Genomic DNA, 14,937 nt, shown 5'->3' on the forward strand with positions numbered 1-14,937 from the left:
TCAGCACCCAAACAGATCGTTCCAAAAAACGAACCCCATGAAGCACAGCACCAGAAGCAACCCGGCCCGATAGGCCATTTCCATCATCCGTTCCGACACCGGACGGCGAATGACAGCCTCCACCCCGTAGAACAAGAGGTGACCGCCGTCGAGAGGGGGAATCGGCAAAAGGTTCAGAATTCCGATGCCAACGGATAGCAGTGCAACCAGTTGCACGAGCCATTCGAATCCCAGTTTCGCAGCCTTGCCCGCCATGTCGGCGATCTTCACCGGACCGCCCAGCTGACATTTGTCTTCGCGCCCGACAACAAAGCGCTGCAGGAACTGGCCGGTGCGCTGGATGACGTGACCGGTTTCCTCGACCGCCGCCGCGACTGCTCCAACAGGCGTGTAGGTGATGAGCCTCGGCTGGCCGAGTTCCTTGTTGTTGACGACACCGATCACGGCGACCTTGACCTTGTTGCCGAGCGCGTCTTCCTGCTCCATCAGCCGCGGCGCCGCGGTCACAGTGACCTCCCGGCCGTCGCGCAGCATGACGAAAGTGATTGCGTCGTCCGCACGGCCCGAGACCAGGCGTTGGACGTCGCCAAAGGTTTCGACCTTGTTGCCGTCGACGCTGACGAATCGGTCGCCGGGAAGGATGCCGGCCTTCGCCGCCGGGCTGTCGGCGGTGACCTCGGCCACCATCGGCTCGGCGACATAGCGGCCATAGGCGGTGAACAGCACGGAAAAGACGACGATCGTCAGCAGGAAATTGAACAGCGGTCCGGCCACCACCGTTGCCGCGCGCTTCCAGATCGGCTGCGTGTGGAAGGCGACCTTGCGCTCTTCCTCGGTCAGCCTTTCAATTTCTTCCGACGTCGGCTGGCTCGATGTGGCGTTCATGTCGCCGACGAATTTGACATAGCCGCCAAGCGGTATCGCACACAGTTTCCAGCGCGTGCCGTGGCTGTCGTTGAAGCCGAAGAGTTCCGGGCCGAAGCCGATCGAGAAGGCCCTGACGCCGATGCCGCACCAGCGCCCGACAAGGTAATGGCCCATTTCGTGGACGAACACGACCACGGTCAGCACGAAGAGGAATGGCACCAGCGTGCCGAGGACAAAGCCTTGTGTGCTGAAAAGCGCGTGAAGAATCTCGTTCAAGACAAACCCTCAAATTCTTCCACGGCGCAGACTGCGCCGTGACTGTGACACCAATCCGGGCGAATCCAAGGCGCATCGCGCAAAGGACCTGAAATGACACCACTCAAACGGGAAACAGACCCTGCGCCGGATGATCGGCGTTCGCCGAAATCCAGCCGATGACGTATAGGGCGAATGCGGCTGCGACAAGCCCATCGACACGATCCATGACGCCGCCATGGCCCGGGATGAGCGCGCCTGAGTCCTTGCGGCCATGGCGGCGCTTGACCCAGGATTCAAACAGGTCGCCTGCCTGCGAGACAATCGACAGCACGAGCGCCACCAGGCCGAGCAATGCCAGATTGCCGACACCGGCAGCTACGGCGAGGACCAGCCCGGCGACGACGCCGCCGAGCGCACCGCCGAGCGCGCCGCTGCGCGTCTTGCCGGGCGAGATAGAGGGCGCCAGTTTCGGCCCCCCAACGGCACGGCCAACGAAATAGGCAAGGATATCGGTGGCCCAGACGACCGCAAACAGGAACAGGATGGCAATGAGGCCCGAACGATCGCCATCGCGCAGCAAGGCGAGCGACAGGCCTGAAACCGCGGCATAGGCGAGGCCGCTCGCATCCCATTGTCCGGTCTTGCGAAGCGAGGCGGCTATCGCCGTTGCGGCAACAATGGCCGCCACAAGCGGTAGCAGCCAGGAGGCGGCCAGGCCGCCGATCAAGGCGCCAACGAAGACGACCAGCAATGCTTCCGGCAGGAAACCCAGGCCCGTGACCCCGGTCGGGCGCGACATGCGGGTCCATTCATAGAAGATCGCCGCCGATATTACGGCGCACAGCAGCCGGAACGGCAGACCGCCGATCCAGGTCAAACCGAGAGTGATGATGGCGAGCACGATCGCCGAAACGACACGCAGCTGGAGATTGCTCATCCCGCGGCCGGTCGCGAAGCGACGTCCTGGCCTCCAAGTCCGCCGAAACGGCGTTCGCGGCCAGCAAATTCACGCAAGGCCTCGGCAAGGTGTTCGCGGCTGAAGTCGGGCCAGTAGCAAGGCAGGAAGACGAGCTCGCTATAGGCGGCCTGCCACAGGAGGAAATTCGACAGCCGAAGCTCGCCGCTGGTGCGAATGACCAGTTCCGGGTCGGGAATGCCTTGCGTATCAAGCGCAACGGCAAAGCTTTCGGCAGATATCGCCTCGGCGTCGAGTTCGCCACGCGCCACGGCCAAAGCGAGCTTTTGCGCCGTGCGAACGATCTCGTCGCGTCCGCCATAGTTGAAGGCGATCACCAGCGTCAGAGATTCATTTGCGGCCGTCAGCGTTTCGGCCTCGTCGAGCAGTCCCCTGATATCGGGCTGCAGCCCTGCCCGGTCGCCGATGATTCTAACCCGCACACCGCTCTGGTGCAGTTCGGCAAGGTCACGGCGGATGAACATTTTCAGAAGGCCCATCAGGTCGCTGACCTCGGATTTCGGCCGCGACCAGTTCTCCGACGAGAAAGCGTAGACGGTCAGGTAGGAGATGCCGAGCCCGGGTGCTGCGCGCACCGTCTTGCGCAGCGCCTCGACGCCGGCACGATGGCCCGCAAGACGAGGCAAGCCGCGCGCCTTGGCCCAGCGTCCGTTTCCGTCCATGATGATCGCGACATGCGCGGGCGTTGCCATGTTCTCGCTTTCGGGTCAGCCGGAGGCCAAGACCCTAAACCTGCATGATTTCAGCTTCCTTATCGGAAAGCAGGTGGTCGATGGTGCTGATCGTCTCGTCGGTAAGTTTCTGAACCTGGTCCGAGCGCTTGCGCTGATCGTCCTCGCTGATGTCGCCGTCCTTCTCCGCCTTCTTCAGGAAGTCCATGCCGTCGCGGCGCACATGGCGCGCGGCGACCCGGGCGTTCTCGGCGTAGGTGTGCGAGATCTTGACCAGTTCCTTGCGTCGCTGTTCGTTGAGTTCGGGAAGCGGAATCCTGAGGTTGGTGCCGTCCACGATCGGGTTGAAACCCAGATTGGATTCGCGGATCGCGCGGTCGACCGCGCCGACCATCGACTTGTCCCATACCGATACCGAGATCATGCGCGGCTCCGGCACCGAGACGTTGGCGACCTGGTTGATCGGCATGGTGGTGCCATAGGCCTGCACCTGGATCGCATCGAGCAGATTGCTGGAGGCGCGACCGGTCCGCAGCGAAGCCAGATCATGCTTGAACGCGGCGATGGCCCCATCCATGCGCCGCTTGAGATCGTCGTACTCACCACTCATCTTTATCTCCTCGACCCGTCTAATGCGGGCTCACTGCTTCGGGGCCGTCTTCGAATCGGACCTTCGAAAACCGGTTTCCCTTCGGGCCAGGCCGCCGATCAATCGTCCGCGACGACCGTGCAGCGGCCGCCGCCCCTCAGAATATCGCCGAAACCACCTTTTTCGTGGATCGAATAGACGATTATCGGAATGTTGTTTTCGCGCGCAAGTGCAATCGCTGCAGTATCCATGATGGAAAGGCCGCGATTTATGACTTCGCCATGGCTGATGCGCTCGAAACGCGTCGCATTCGGGTCCTTCTTCGGGTCCGCCGAGTAGACGCCGTCGACCTGAGTACCCTTGAACAGTGCGTCGGCGCCAATTTCAGCCGCGCGGAGGGCGGCGGCCGAATCAGTGGTGAAGAACGGATTGCCGGTGCCGCCGGCGAAGATCACCACCTTGCCCTGGTTCATGTAGGCAGTCGCCTGGCGCTGCGAAAAGCTCTCGCAAAGTTCGGGCATGGCGATCGCCGAAAGCACCACGGCGTCGACGCCGATCTTGTTCAACGACGTGCGCAGCGCCAGCGAGTTGATCACCGTGGCAAGCATGCCCATGTGGTCGCCGGTGACACGGTCGCCGCCCTTGGAGGCAACCGCCACGCCGCGAAAGATGTTGCCGCCGCCGATGACGACGCCGACCTCGATGCCCAATGCACGCGCCTCGGCGATGTCGCCGGCGATGCGATCCACCACTGAAACGTCGATGCCGAAATGCTGCTCGCCCATCAATGCTTCGCCCGACGCTTTCAACAAGACACGTCGGTAGAGGGGCTTCACCGTCATCTGGGCCTCTTCATTTGCATGTGGCGCGTTCCGGTGGCTACCCTCGCGCAGGCGCCGCCTCGAAACAATGGCGTTCCGATACACGAAGGGCGCCGCGATGTCACGCGGCGCCCAAACGGCAAATTCGCCGGTTTCCTGTCCCATCAATCAATTGGTGGACACGCTGGCCGACTCTCCTTCGATAAGCACCGGTGACACGTAGTTGGAGGGCTTGTCGCCGGTTGTCGCGCCGCCGGTGACGCGCGCCTGTATCTGCGCGCCGAAATAGGAATAGGGAAACGGCGCTGGAGTTCTGCTGACCCTCTCCAGCCGGTCGCGATGCGCTTTCGGAATCTCGAAATCCAGCGCGCCAAGATTGTCCTGCATTTGGCTGAGCGTCGTCGCACCGAGAATGACGGTCGCGATCCCCGGCTGCGTCGCTACCCAGTTGAGCGCGACCTGAGGCATGCTGCGGCCGATCTCGGATGCGACCTTCTCGAGTTCGGCCACGATAGCCCAGTTGCGTTGCGTGAACTTTTGGAACCCCGGATGCGTCGAGTTGCGAAATCCGTCGAGCCGGCCCGCGGTTCCGGCCTGAGCCGGCCGATACTTGCCGCTCAGCAGTCCGCTGGCCAGCGGGCTCCACACCATGATGCCGGCGCCATGGCGCGTGCCGAATGGCACGAACTCATTCTCGATCGCGCGTTCGGCCAATGAATATTCGAGCTGTAGCGCCGAAACCGGCTCATATCCGCGCAATTCGGCGATCGCCTGTGCGCGGCCCGCATACCAGGCGGGCACATCCGAAAGACCGACATGGCGCACCTTGCCCATCCGAACCAGGTCGTCCAGCGTGCGCATGACCTCCTCGGCCGGGGTCAGCCTGTCCCAGACATGCATGAGATAGAGATCGATATAGTCGGTCCCCAACCGTTTCAGCGAAGCATCGACGGCCCGCATGATGTTCTTGCGGCCATTGCCGCCAGCATTCGGATTGCCGGGCTGCATGTTCATGGTGAACTTGCTGGCGATCACCGCCATGTCGCGCAAGCCGCGCTCGGCGATGAATTCGCCAAGCCAGGCTTCGGCCGTGCCGTCTGTGTAGAGATCCGCCGTGTCGAAGAAATTGCCGCCCGCCTCGACATAGGCGTCGAACATCGCCCGCGCCGTATCCCTGTCGGCTCCCCAGCCCCATTCCGTGCCGAAAGTCATCGTGCCCAGCGCCAGCCGGCTGACCCTGAGGCCGCTGTTGCCAAGAGTGTAGTAGGTCATGGTCATAATCGTCTTCCAATGCTTGGTGATAGATGCCCGAGCGTCACTGGCCCGGAGTGGTCTTGACCCAGGGATTGCCGCGCTCGTGTGTCATGCGGAACGCAAAGCCATCGACCTTCCAGCCATCCGCAAAACGCGTCAGGTGATGCTCATAGGTGCCCCAGACCTCCCAAAGCGGGTCGCCATTGCCTTCCATCCGGTTCCAGGCATAGCCGTTCGACAGGACAGTCGCCGTGTCCCCTTCGAGAACGACCTGGTGATTGGTGCGCAGATGCAGGCTTGTCTTGCTGCCCTTGAGGTTGGCCGCCCAGGCGCGAATCAGGTCGTCGGAAGCGATGTTGGCCGCCGGCTGTCCGGAAAGGCTGCTGAAATCGGCAGTGGCCCGATCCGCGAAATAGCTGCGTGCAAGCTTCCAGTCCTGGGCGTCGACGGCCCGGTCGATGGCATCGGCGATGCGAATGACCGCGCGTTCGTCTGCGAGGGCCCGCCAGTCTGATGGCTCCGCCCCGCCGGCGTCCATCGGCGCCAACGCCATGCCTGCCGCGAAAGTTACGCGCTTCAAAGCATTCATGTTCTTTCTCCTCGATGCCATCAGCCCATCGCCGACGTGCGGCCGGCAATGTGGACCGCTCGGCCGACATCGATAAGATTGCATTGTTCGCATGGACCATGCGATATCATGCATGAATGTACCGGGACCTGCTCACCCACTTGCCTGTGATCGTCGCCGTGGCCCGACGCGGCGGCTTCGCGCTTGCCGCCGCCGAACTCGGTATGAGCCCTTCGGCAGTCAGCCATGCGGTGCGCATTGTCGAAGAGCGGATCGGCCAGCCTTTGTTCGCACGGACGACGCGCAGCGTTTCGCTCACCGAGGCCGGCAAGGCGCTGGTGGAAACGGCGGCTCCGGCCCTCCAGGATATTGCCGAGCGGATGGACCGTATCCGCAGCGTCAAAGGCAGGCCGTCTGGCCTGCTCAGGATCAACGCCTCCAACATCGCCATACCATTGGCGGTGACGCCGGTGGTCGCCGCGATGGCCGAGCGCTATCCGGAGGTTACGGTCGAGGTCTTCGCTGACCAGGGTCTGGTTGATATCGTCGGCGAAGGCTTCGATGCCGGCATCCGGCTTGGCGAGATGATCGCCCAGGACATGGTCGCGGTCCGGCTGACGCCGCCGTTCTCCGTCGTCATCGTGGCCTCGCCCGCTTATATCGGACGGCACGGCCGTCCCAGCAGCGTTGCCGATTTGGCGAACCACAATTGTATTGGCTACCGGCTCGTCCGCTCCGGTGCGCTCTATCGCTGGGATCTGATCGAGGATGGCAAGGACATCGCCATGGAGACGCGGGGCAGCGTTGTCGTGACGGATTCGCTCGCAGCAATCGATCTTGCGCTTGCAGGCGTCGGGCTTGCCTATGTCTTCGAGCCGCTGGCGCGCGCCGATCTTGCCGCGGGCCGCCTGGTCCAGATGCTGCCGCAGACGGCGATCGAGGAACCGGGGCTATTCCTCTATTTCCCGCGCCGGGCGTCAATGGCGCCGAAGCTCAGGGCCTTTATCGACACCGCACAAGAAATCGGCCGGGCATCCTTGCGGACACCCGGCCGAGTTGCCTGAGCTGAGAAGCCCCTTCAGGGGCTATTTGTAAGGATTATTTCTTCACCGCAGCCGCGACTTCCGCCGCGAAATCGGTCTCTTCCTTTTCAATGCCTTCGCCGAGCGCAAAGCGCAGATAGGCGGAAATCTTGGCCGGAGCGCCGATTTCCTTCTCGGCATCCTTCAGTGCCTGCTCGACAGTGATGTCGGGATTGAGCACGAAGGCCTGCTTCAGGAGCACGACTTCCTCATAGAACTTGCGTAGGCGGCCTTCGACCATCTTTTCGATGATCGCTTCCGGCTTGCCGGACTGGCGCGCCTGATCGGCGAAGATCGCCTTCTCGCGCTCGACCGCAGCCGGATCGATCTGCTCGGCCGTCAGCGCCAGCGGGTTGGTGGCGGCGACATGCATGGCAACTTGGCGGCCAAAGGCATTGGCGGCATGCTCATTGCCCGTGGTCTCGATCGCGACCAGAACGCCGAGCTTGCCAAGACCATCGGCAACTGCGTTGTGGACGTAGGTGGCGACAGCACCGTGCGGGACGGTGAGCTTGGCCGAGCGGCGGAAGCCCATGTTTTCGCCGATGGTGCCGACAGCGTCCTTGATGGTGTCGGCAACCGACTTGTCGGAACCTGGATACTTTGCGGCGGCCACAGCTTCCGTCGTGCCGTAGGCCAGCGCAACCTTGGCAACATTGGCGACGATTTCCTGAAACGCGGCGTTGCGGGCAACGAAGTCGGTCTCGGAATTGACTTCCACGACGGCAGCCTCGCGCACGCCGTTGTCGACGCCGATCAGGCCCTCAGCCGCGGTGCGGCCAGCCTTCTTGTCAGCCTTGGAGATACCCTTCTTGCGCAGCCAGTCGACGGCCTCTTCCATGTTGCCGTTGGTCTCGGTCAACGCCGCCTTGCAATCCATCATGCCCGCGCCGGTCAAGTCGCGGAGTTCTTTGACCTGTGCAGCCGAAATGCTCATTGTCGCCTCTTTGTTTTAAATGCACCGACGCACCATCGGTATTCGATGGTGCGTCTGTTTAGCGTGCCAGAATATGAGAAAGATGAAGGCCGCAACCGGCCTTCGATTATCAAGCTTCCGGAGCGTCTGCAGCCGGGGCCGGAGCCGGGTCGAGCGCCGGTTCGACGGGAGCTTCGATCGAAGCGCCGATGTCGACGCCGAGCGCGCCCTGCTGACGGGCAATGCCGTCGATCGCAGCCTTGGCGATCAGATCGCAATAGAGCTGGATGGCGCGGGCCGCGTCGTCATTGCCGGGGATCGGGAAGTCGATCTTGTCCGGATCGCAGTTCGAATCGATGATGGCGACGACCGGAATGCCGAGGCGCTTGGCCTCGAGGATGGCGATCGCTTCCTTGTTGGTGTCGATCACGAACATCAGGTCGGGCGTCGAGCCCATGTCCTTGATGCCGCCCAGCGCCTTGTCGAGCTTCTCGCGCTCGCGGTCGAGGTTCAGGCGTTCCTTCTTGGTCAACCCTTGCGCCTCGCCGGCCAGCATCTCGTCGAGCTTGCGCAGGCGCTGGATCGAATTCGAGATCGTCTTCCAGTTGGTCAGCATGCCGCCGAGCCAACGCGAGTTGACGTAGTACTGGGCCGAACGCTGTGCCGCATCGGCGACGATGTCGGACGCCTGGCGCTTGGTGCCGACGAACAGCACGCGGCCGCCCTTGGCGACGGTGTCGGAAACCTGCTTCAGCGCCTGGTGCAGCAAAGGCACCGTCTGCGAGAGGTCGATGATGTGGATGTTGTTGCGGGCGCCATAGATGTAGGGCGCCATTTTCGGGTTCCAGCGATGGGTCTGGTGGCCGAAGTGAATGCCAGCTTCCAAAAGCTGGCGCATGCTGAAATCAGGCAGTGCCATTCAAAGTTCCTTTCCGGTTAGCCTCCACGGACACAGGCATTTTTGGACTTTGTCCTCGAACGCCACCGGAGGTTTCAGCCGGATTTCTCCCGGGCAGACACCAAAGTCCGTGTGTGGAATGAGCGCGCATATAGAGGGGATGCGCGATAAACGCAAGGGCCGCGGGACCTGTGTGCGGCGTGCGACGATCCGCGCGCTGCCGTCAGCGCTTTATCTTGCCGTTCGGCACCCGCACCCGCCGGAAGACCGCGACGATCTCCTCGCGGCTGCATTCGATGGCGCCGAGCCGCACCGCTCGGTCACGCTCGAAGCCGGTTATGTCATAATGCGGCGCCGATGTCTTGGGCGGCCCCTGGTAGGATGAGCGCTTGACGCCAAGATGCGCGGCAAAGCGATGCAACTCGTCGGTGTCGTCGGCCAACAGATGGCACCAGCGATGGCCGGCCCAGTTCCAGATCGCTGCGTCGACATAGGCTGCCATAAAGCTTGCTGTCTGCCTTCCATCCGTCACGACAGTCGGCCACATGGCCCGGCTGATATCAGTGACGATAGAATGGATTCGGATAGAAAATGAAGCCGCCATTGGCTGCAAGCTCGGCGACGATGTTGGTGACTGTATCCTGCATGCGACGGTGCAGATCGGCAACCGCATCGTCGATCGAGCCCGTATGCTCATGCAAGCCCAGTGCCTCCGGCACCCGGATGTGGGCGCAACGCGGCCCGGCTGGCTGCGGAACGAACCGGTTCATCGTGTCGCGCAGCCCGCCCCGACAATAGTCGTTGCGGATCCGCTTCAGATGTTCGGCGATCTCCTCCTGGCTAATGCGCGGATTGGCGCAGGCCCAGGGTCCGACGCGTTGCAGCCTCTGAACCCTATCGACGAGCGCGCGGACCTGCCTTTGCCGTTCGGCATCGCCAGTGTTTTCGCGCTGCCAGCGGCGCGCCCGCCGCAGAAGCTCGGTGATGTCGGCGACATCAATGTCGGCTGAGATGCTTTTGCCGAGCTGGCGGCTGAGCTCGGTGACCAAAACCCTCTGACGCTGGGCATAGGAAGCGCCTTGGTCGAACGGCATGCCCCTGGCAGCTTCATCGCGGGCCAGCAGTGTCGAATAGACATGGTGAATGCGCTGCGGCAGCGTGTCGGTCGCCTGGCGTTCTATTTTGAGGTTTTTCTCGACATAGGCGCATTCCTTCGCCAGTGCCGCTTCGACGTTGCCGGTGAAGCAAGCTTCCAGACGACGGGCGCGATCCAGACCTTGAAATTGGGATCCGTGGCCCGACCGCGCTTGAGGGCTTCCAGTCCCATCTCGACGGCACCCGGCAGCAAAGGCGCAACGACATTGGCATGCCAGCCGACGCCGCCTTCGGGATGCAGCAGCACGCCATGGCCTTTCAGGGCCCAGGCGATCGAGTGTTCCTTCGCTGCCCCGCTGTTGCCGGGTATCTGGGCGATCAGATTGTTGGCAAGCCAGAACTTCTGCATCAGCCGGCCAAGGCCGTTGACGACACCATTGGTCGCCCATGAGGCCGTGAGCGGGCTGACCTGCGACACGATTTCCTTGTCGATCATCCAGTCGGTGAAGAACTCGGGATGATTGGGCGTGATGAAGGTCGCCTTCCCTGCCCCGCAACTGGCCTTCAGCCGCTCAAGATCGGCGTCGGGAAAGTCGATATGGCGGACATTTGAGACGCCGCGCAGACCGGCCAGGCAATTGAACGGCAACAGATCCCGAAACCCGGGAATGCCGCGCAGCATGACGATCCGGTTGACGGATGTCATGGCCCTGATCAGTGCCGGGTTGGGCCGCGGCGCGACGAACGTATCGATCCTGCTCAAGCTGATCCCCCTCGCGCCTGGACGCTGGGAAGCAGGTTGGGAGACGATTGCGGCACGTTCAAGTCGTTCGTTACGACCACGCCGTGCCGTGGCAAACGGGCACTATTTGGCGGGACAAGGTTTTGTCTGGTCGAACAGCGACAGGTTGACCAGCTTGCCGGTCATCGAGAAGTCGCCATAGTCCATGACGAGATCGCGGGTGATGCCGTTCTCATGCAGCTTGAAGCTGATACGGTATTCCGGAACCTCTTCGCCGGTCTTGTTGGTGTCGTCGAAATAGGCGATGTCGACCGGCCAGTATTTGTCGGTGGCGAGCTTTGCCAGTGCCGAAGCTTCCGGGTCGGCCTTGTCGGCATCGGTTTTCTTGCCGACAACGACGGTGGTGGTCATCACCTTGTTGGCGTCTTCGGAACCGTCGAACAGGTTGGTTTCGTAAAAATTCTCGCCTTTTTCGGCCTTGCCGATCAATTCGACCAAATGCTGGGTCGGGAATTGGGTTGTCGCGAGCTCGACGCTGTTCTTTTCAGGCTTGTCGATGTCGACCTTCAGGCCCTTGGTTTCTTTCGTGGCGATGCCCTTGACCTCCTTGTCGAGATTCTGGTCGACGAAGGACTTTGTCACGAACGAAAAGGTCTTGCCCTCGGCATCCTCGAAAGTGGTCGTCTGCTGGTCGGTCAACCTAGTGTTGTCGGCGGTGACGATCTGGGTGACGAAACGGAATTTCACCGTATAGCCTTCACAGGCCGAGCCATTGAACTCATAGACCATGCGGCCGGATATGCCCGTGATGCCGGACTGATCGGAAGCCTTTTTCAGGGTAAGATCGTAAACGGCGCGGTGGGCTTGCAGCGCCGGCGCCGCGAAGACAGGACCTATCGAGAATATCCCCGACAACAGGACGGCATGGAATGCGAGGCGCGTTGCGCGCATGAGGTACTCCGATCGTCGCGACTGATGGCAGGCCGCAGGGAAAGATGGTCCAGCTTAAAAAAAGTCGTGGCGGAAGCGAGGCAAAAATAGCAATTTCGGCCCGGCCGGCGCGGCGTCACCAAGCAATAGGGAAATACCATGAGTGAAACAATCGAAAAGCGGCTAAGCGATCTGGGTGTGACGCTTCCCGTCGCCGCCGCGCCCGCCGCCAACTACGTGCCCTATTGCAGGACCGGCAATTTGCTGTTCACTGCCGGGCAATTGCCGCTCAAGGACGGCAAGCTGCAGGCGAGCGGGCTGCTCGGCCGCGACGTCGACACGGCAGGCGGCAAGGACGCGGCAAAATACTGCGCGATCAACATCCTGGCGCAGGCCAAGGCAGCACTCGGCGATCTCGAGAAGATCAGCCGTCTGGTGAAGATCACCGTTTTCGTCGCCTCGACACCCGAGTTCGTCGAGCAGCATCTGGTTGCCAACGGCGCCTCCGATTTCCTGGTCGCCGCCCTTGGCGAGCGCGGCAAGCATGCACGCTCCGCCGTCGGCACGGCCTGCCTGCCGCTTAATGCCGCAGTGGAAATCGAAGCCATCTTCGAAGTCGCATGAGCCAGGGTACAGATATGACCGACCTATCCTGGCTGACCGCCCGGCCCGTTGCCCACCGCGGCTTCCACGACATGAATAAGACGCGCTGGGAAAACACGCTGTCGGCCTTCGCCGCAGCCGCCGAACGCGGCTACGCCATCGAATGCGACGTGCACCTGTCGTCCGACCGCGTTCCCGTCATCATCCATGACGGCGATCTCAAGCGCCTGACCGGCCAGGATGGTTTCGTCTGGCAGCGTACCGCAGCTGAACTCGCGGCGCTCAGGGTCGGTGGCACGGCGGACCATGTGCCGACGCTGCAGGAAGCGCTCGACCTGGTCGATGGCCGCGTGCCACTGGTCGTCGAGCTGAAAGGCACGCCCGGCTATGACGAAGGCCTGGTGGCAAGCGTCGGCAAGATGCTCAAGCGCTACAAGGGCAAGGCGGCGATCATGTCGTTCGACCATTGGCTGGTCCGCGATTTTCCGAAGGACGCGCCGGGTATTCCAGGGGGTCTCACTGCCTACGGCAAGGACGTCGGGTTGATCGAGGCGCATTTCGCCATGCTGGCGCATGAGATCGCCTTCACCTCCTACGCCGCCGGCGACCTGCCAAACCCATTTGTCAGCTTCGTGCGTGAAAGGCTGAAAATGCCTGTTATCACCTGGACGGTGCATGACCAGCCGGCGGTCGACCTGACCTTCAGATATGCCGACCAGATGACTTTCGAAGGGTTCGAACCCGATCTGGTCAAAGTCGCCTGAGTGTCTGAAACGTGACTTGCACCAGGCCGGACGGAGCTTAAATAAGCCTCATGGATCAGGGCGACGAGGGTGACGGACAAACGGCCAATGCGGACTATTCGATCCGCGTCGCCGCCGGCATCGGTGCCTTCACCTATGATGAATGGAATGGCTTTGCGGGAACTGCGCGCGGCGATTTAGAAACCAGCTACAATCCTTTGGTTTCATTTGCTTTTCTAGGCGCGCTCGAAGATTCTGGATGCGCCGTGCGGCGTACCGGCTGGCAGGGCCACCATCTCAGGCTGGAGGATGGGCGGGGCAGATTGCTGGGCGCGGTGCCCTGTTATCTCAAATCGCACAGCCAGGGCGAATATGTGTTCGACCATGGCTGGTCGGATGCGTTCGAGCGCGCTGGTGGCCGCTACTATCCCAAACTGCAAAGTGCCGTGCCGTTCTCCCCGGTCACCGGCCCTCGCCTGCTGGTCACCAGGGGCGAGGACAGTGCCAAGGTGAAGGCCGGTCTCGCGGCGGGCCTGAAGGCGGTGACGCAAAAGCTCGGTGTCTCTTCCGCACATGTCACCTTCGCGCAAGAGAGCGATGTGGAGGTGCTGGAAGCAGCCGGTTTCCTGCACCGCACCGACCAGCAATTCCATTTCTTCAACGAAGGCTTTTCAACCTATGACGACTTCCTCGCCACCCTTGCCTCGCGCAAGCGAAAGGCGATGAAAAAGGAAAGGCGCGAAGCGCTTGCCCCAGGCATTTCAATCGACCGGCTGACCGGCAAGGACCTCACGGAGAAAGCCTGGGACGATTTCTTCGCCTTCTACATGGACACCGGCAGTCGCAAATGGGGCCGGCCCTATCTCAATCGTCAATTCTTCTCGATGATCGGCGAGCGCATGGCCGACGACATCCTGCTGGTGATGGCCAGGCGCAACGGGCGCTATATCGCCGGCGCGATCAATTTCATCGGTTCGGATGCACTTTATGGCCGCAACTGGGGCTGCATCGAGGACCATCCCTTCCTGCATTTCGAGGTCTGCTATCATCAGGCGATCGACTTCGCCATCGAGCGCAAGCTCAAGGTGGTCGAGGCGGGAGCGCAGGGCGAGCACAAGCTGGCGCGCGGCTACCGGCCGGTGACCATGCATTCCGCGCACTACATTGCGCACCCAGGCCTGCGCAACGCCGTCGCCGACTATCTTCGGCGCGAACGGCAGGAGGTGGAGCGGATGAGCGAATATCTGGAAGAGCATACCCCGTTCCGCAAGGATCTCGAGGAGTAGCCCCGGTTGGCCGGCTTGGGGGGCGACGATTATCTTGCCGAATTTCGACGCCTTCGCTACACGAAGGCACAATCCGGAGCGTTCGCCATGACCGAGGCCGCCTACGATACCGACAACATTTTCGCCAAGATCCTGCGCGGCGAAATTCCCTCGCACCGTGTCTACGAGGATGACGCGGTCATCGCCTTCATGGATGTGATGCCGCAGGGGCCCGGCCATACGCTGGTGGTGCCGAAAGCGCCGTCGCGCAACCTTCTCGATGCCGATCCGTCAATTTTCGGCCATCTCTTGAGCGCCGTTCAGAAAGTGGCGCTGGCGGTGAAAAAGGCCTTCGGCGCCGATGGCGTCACCGTCATGCAGTTCAATGAGCCGGCCTCGGGGCAGACCGTCTATCATCTGCATGTGCATGTCATTCCGCGCTTCGACGGCATCCCGCTGAAGCCGCACACGGGCGAGATGGAGAAGCCGGAGATTCTGGTCGGGAACGCCGAAAAGATACGGACTGCACTCAAAAATTGAGAGCGGGAGGTCCGCCAATGATGTGGTGGACCTGGTCGAGAATATCGGACTAACAAGCGCCGTTCAGTCCAGAAGCCGATTCTAATGCCCGGCCGTGCCCAGTGCCGACTCAACCGTTT

At 61.9% G+C, this 14,937-nt stretch carries 18 protein-coding genes; 5 read left to right on the top strand and 13 right to left on the bottom strand.

The genetic code is table 11. The features are described 5' to 3' along the window. The 7 genes from rseP to A9K65_RS22200 form a co-directional block, all read right to left on the bottom strand. Window positions 1–1,143 carry an RIP metalloprotease RseP gene (gene rseP / locus A9K65_RS22170; RefSeq protein ID WP_064995861.1) on the bottom strand — a complete coding sequence of 381 codons (1,143 nt, stop codon included), beginning with the start codon at window positions 1,141–1,143 and terminating at the stop codon, window positions 1–3. 103 nt (window positions 1,144–1,246) lie between these two features. Further along, window positions 1,247–2,062 (bottom strand): phosphatidate cytidylyltransferase, encoded by an 816-nt coding sequence (locus tag A9K65_RS22175; RefSeq protein ID WP_013531757.1) that lies wholly within the window; start codon window positions 2,060–2,062, stop codon window positions 1,247–1,249. After that, a complete protein-coding gene (locus tag A9K65_RS22180) occupies window positions 2,059–2,793 on the bottom strand; it encodes an isoprenyl transferase (protein ID WP_013531758.1) in 735 nt (244 codons plus the stop codon). The genes A9K65_RS22175 and A9K65_RS22180 overlap by 4 nt, the downstream gene beginning before the upstream one ends. A gap of 34 nt (window positions 2,794–2,827) precedes the next feature. Further along, the gene (frr, locus tag A9K65_RS22185; protein WP_013531759.1) at window positions 2,828–3,382 is read right to left on the bottom strand and encodes a ribosome recycling factor; all 555 of its coding nucleotides are present in this window, start codon (window positions 3,380–3,382) and stop codon (window positions 2,828–2,830) included. 98 nt (window positions 3,383–3,480) lie between these two features. After that, complete coding sequence (gene pyrH / locus A9K65_RS22190; protein ID WP_013531760.1) at window positions 3,481–4,203, bottom strand: UMP kinase; 723 nt, start codon at window positions 4,201–4,203, stop codon at window positions 3,481–3,483. Between the two features lie 147 nt (window positions 4,204–4,350). After that, window positions 4,351–5,460 (bottom strand): aldo/keto reductase, encoded by a 1,110-nt coding sequence (locus A9K65_RS22195; protein WP_063167967.1) that lies wholly within the window; start codon window positions 5,458–5,460, stop codon window positions 4,351–4,353. A gap of 37 nt (window positions 5,461–5,497) precedes the next feature. Beyond that, window positions 5,498–6,025 (bottom strand): nuclear transport factor 2 family protein, encoded by a 528-nt coding sequence (locus A9K65_RS22200; RefSeq protein ID WP_064995860.1) that lies wholly within the window; start codon window positions 6,023–6,025, stop codon window positions 5,498–5,500. A gap of 116 nt (window positions 6,026–6,141) precedes the next feature. On the opposite strand from A9K65_RS22200, the gene A9K65_RS22205 reads away from it, so the two are divergent. Continuing rightward, on the top strand, window positions 6,142–7,068 hold the full coding sequence (locus A9K65_RS22205) for a LysR family transcriptional regulator (protein ID WP_064995859.1): 927 nt from the start codon (window positions 6,142–6,144) through the stop codon (window positions 7,066–7,068). Between the two features lie 34 nt (window positions 7,069–7,102). Here the strand turns inward: A9K65_RS22205 and tsf are convergent, their stop codons facing one another. The 6 genes from tsf to A9K65_RS22230 form a co-directional block, all read right to left on the bottom strand. Beyond that, entirely contained in the window at window positions 7,103–8,023 is a 921-nt protein-coding gene (gene tsf / locus A9K65_RS22210) for a translation elongation factor Ts (RefSeq protein WP_013531764.1), read from the bottom strand. 109 nt (window positions 8,024–8,132) lie between these two features. Continuing rightward, window positions 8,133–8,921, bottom strand: coding sequence for a 30S ribosomal protein S2 (gene rpsB / locus A9K65_RS22215; RefSeq protein ID WP_013531765.1), 789 nt, complete (start codon window positions 8,919–8,921; stop codon window positions 8,133–8,135). A gap of 202 nt (window positions 8,922–9,123) precedes the next feature. Beyond that, window positions 9,124–9,402, bottom strand: a complete 279-nt coding sequence (locus tag A9K65_RS22220; RefSeq protein ID WP_013531766.1) for a DUF4031 domain-containing protein — start codon at window positions 9,400–9,402, stop codon at window positions 9,124–9,126. Between the two features lie 58 nt (window positions 9,403–9,460). Beyond that, the gene (locus A9K65_RS36075) at window positions 9,461–9,994 is read right to left on the bottom strand and encodes a hypothetical protein (protein WP_245321876.1); all 534 of its coding nucleotides are present in this window, start codon (window positions 9,992–9,994) and stop codon (window positions 9,461–9,463) included. A gap of 83 nt (window positions 9,995–10,077) precedes the next feature. Beyond that, complete coding sequence (locus A9K65_RS36080; RefSeq protein ID WP_245321877.1) at window positions 10,078–10,758, bottom strand: hypothetical protein; 681 nt, start codon at window positions 10,756–10,758, stop codon at window positions 10,078–10,080. 102 nt (window positions 10,759–10,860) lie between these two features. After that, window positions 10,861–11,688 carry a cell envelope integrity EipB family protein gene (locus A9K65_RS22230; RefSeq protein ID WP_013531768.1) on the bottom strand — a complete coding sequence of 276 codons (828 nt, stop codon included), beginning with the start codon at window positions 11,686–11,688 and terminating at the stop codon, window positions 10,861–10,863. A gap of 138 nt (window positions 11,689–11,826) precedes the next feature. Here A9K65_RS22230 and A9K65_RS22235 point away from each other — a divergent pair, with 138 nt between their 5' ends. From A9K65_RS22235 to A9K65_RS22250, 4 genes are all read left to right on the top strand, one after another. Beyond that, the gene (locus tag A9K65_RS22235) at window positions 11,827–12,291 is read left to right on the top strand and encodes a RidA family protein (RefSeq protein ID WP_064995858.1); all 465 of its coding nucleotides are present in this window, start codon (window positions 11,827–11,829) and stop codon (window positions 12,289–12,291) included. Between the two features lie 14 nt (window positions 12,292–12,305). Then, window positions 12,306–13,034, top strand: coding sequence for a glycerophosphodiester phosphodiesterase (locus A9K65_RS22240; protein ID WP_024503355.1), 729 nt, complete (start codon window positions 12,306–12,308; stop codon window positions 13,032–13,034). 50 nt (window positions 13,035–13,084) lie between these two features. After that, the gene (locus tag A9K65_RS22245) at window positions 13,085–14,299 is read left to right on the top strand and encodes a GNAT family N-acetyltransferase (RefSeq protein ID WP_064995857.1); all 1,215 of its coding nucleotides are present in this window, start codon (window positions 13,085–13,087) and stop codon (window positions 14,297–14,299) included. Between the two features lie 87 nt (window positions 14,300–14,386). Continuing rightward, window positions 14,387–14,818, top strand: a complete 432-nt coding sequence (locus tag A9K65_RS22250) for an HIT family protein (protein WP_013531772.1) — start codon at window positions 14,387–14,389, stop codon at window positions 14,816–14,818. Window positions 14,819–14,937: the final 119 nt, after the last annotated feature.

Origin of the sequence: Mesorhizobium sp. WSM1497, from assembly GCF_001672455.2 — a bacterium.
GTDB classification, from domain to species: domain Bacteria; phylum Pseudomonadota; class Alphaproteobacteria; order Rhizobiales; family Rhizobiaceae; genus Mesorhizobium; species Mesorhizobium ciceri.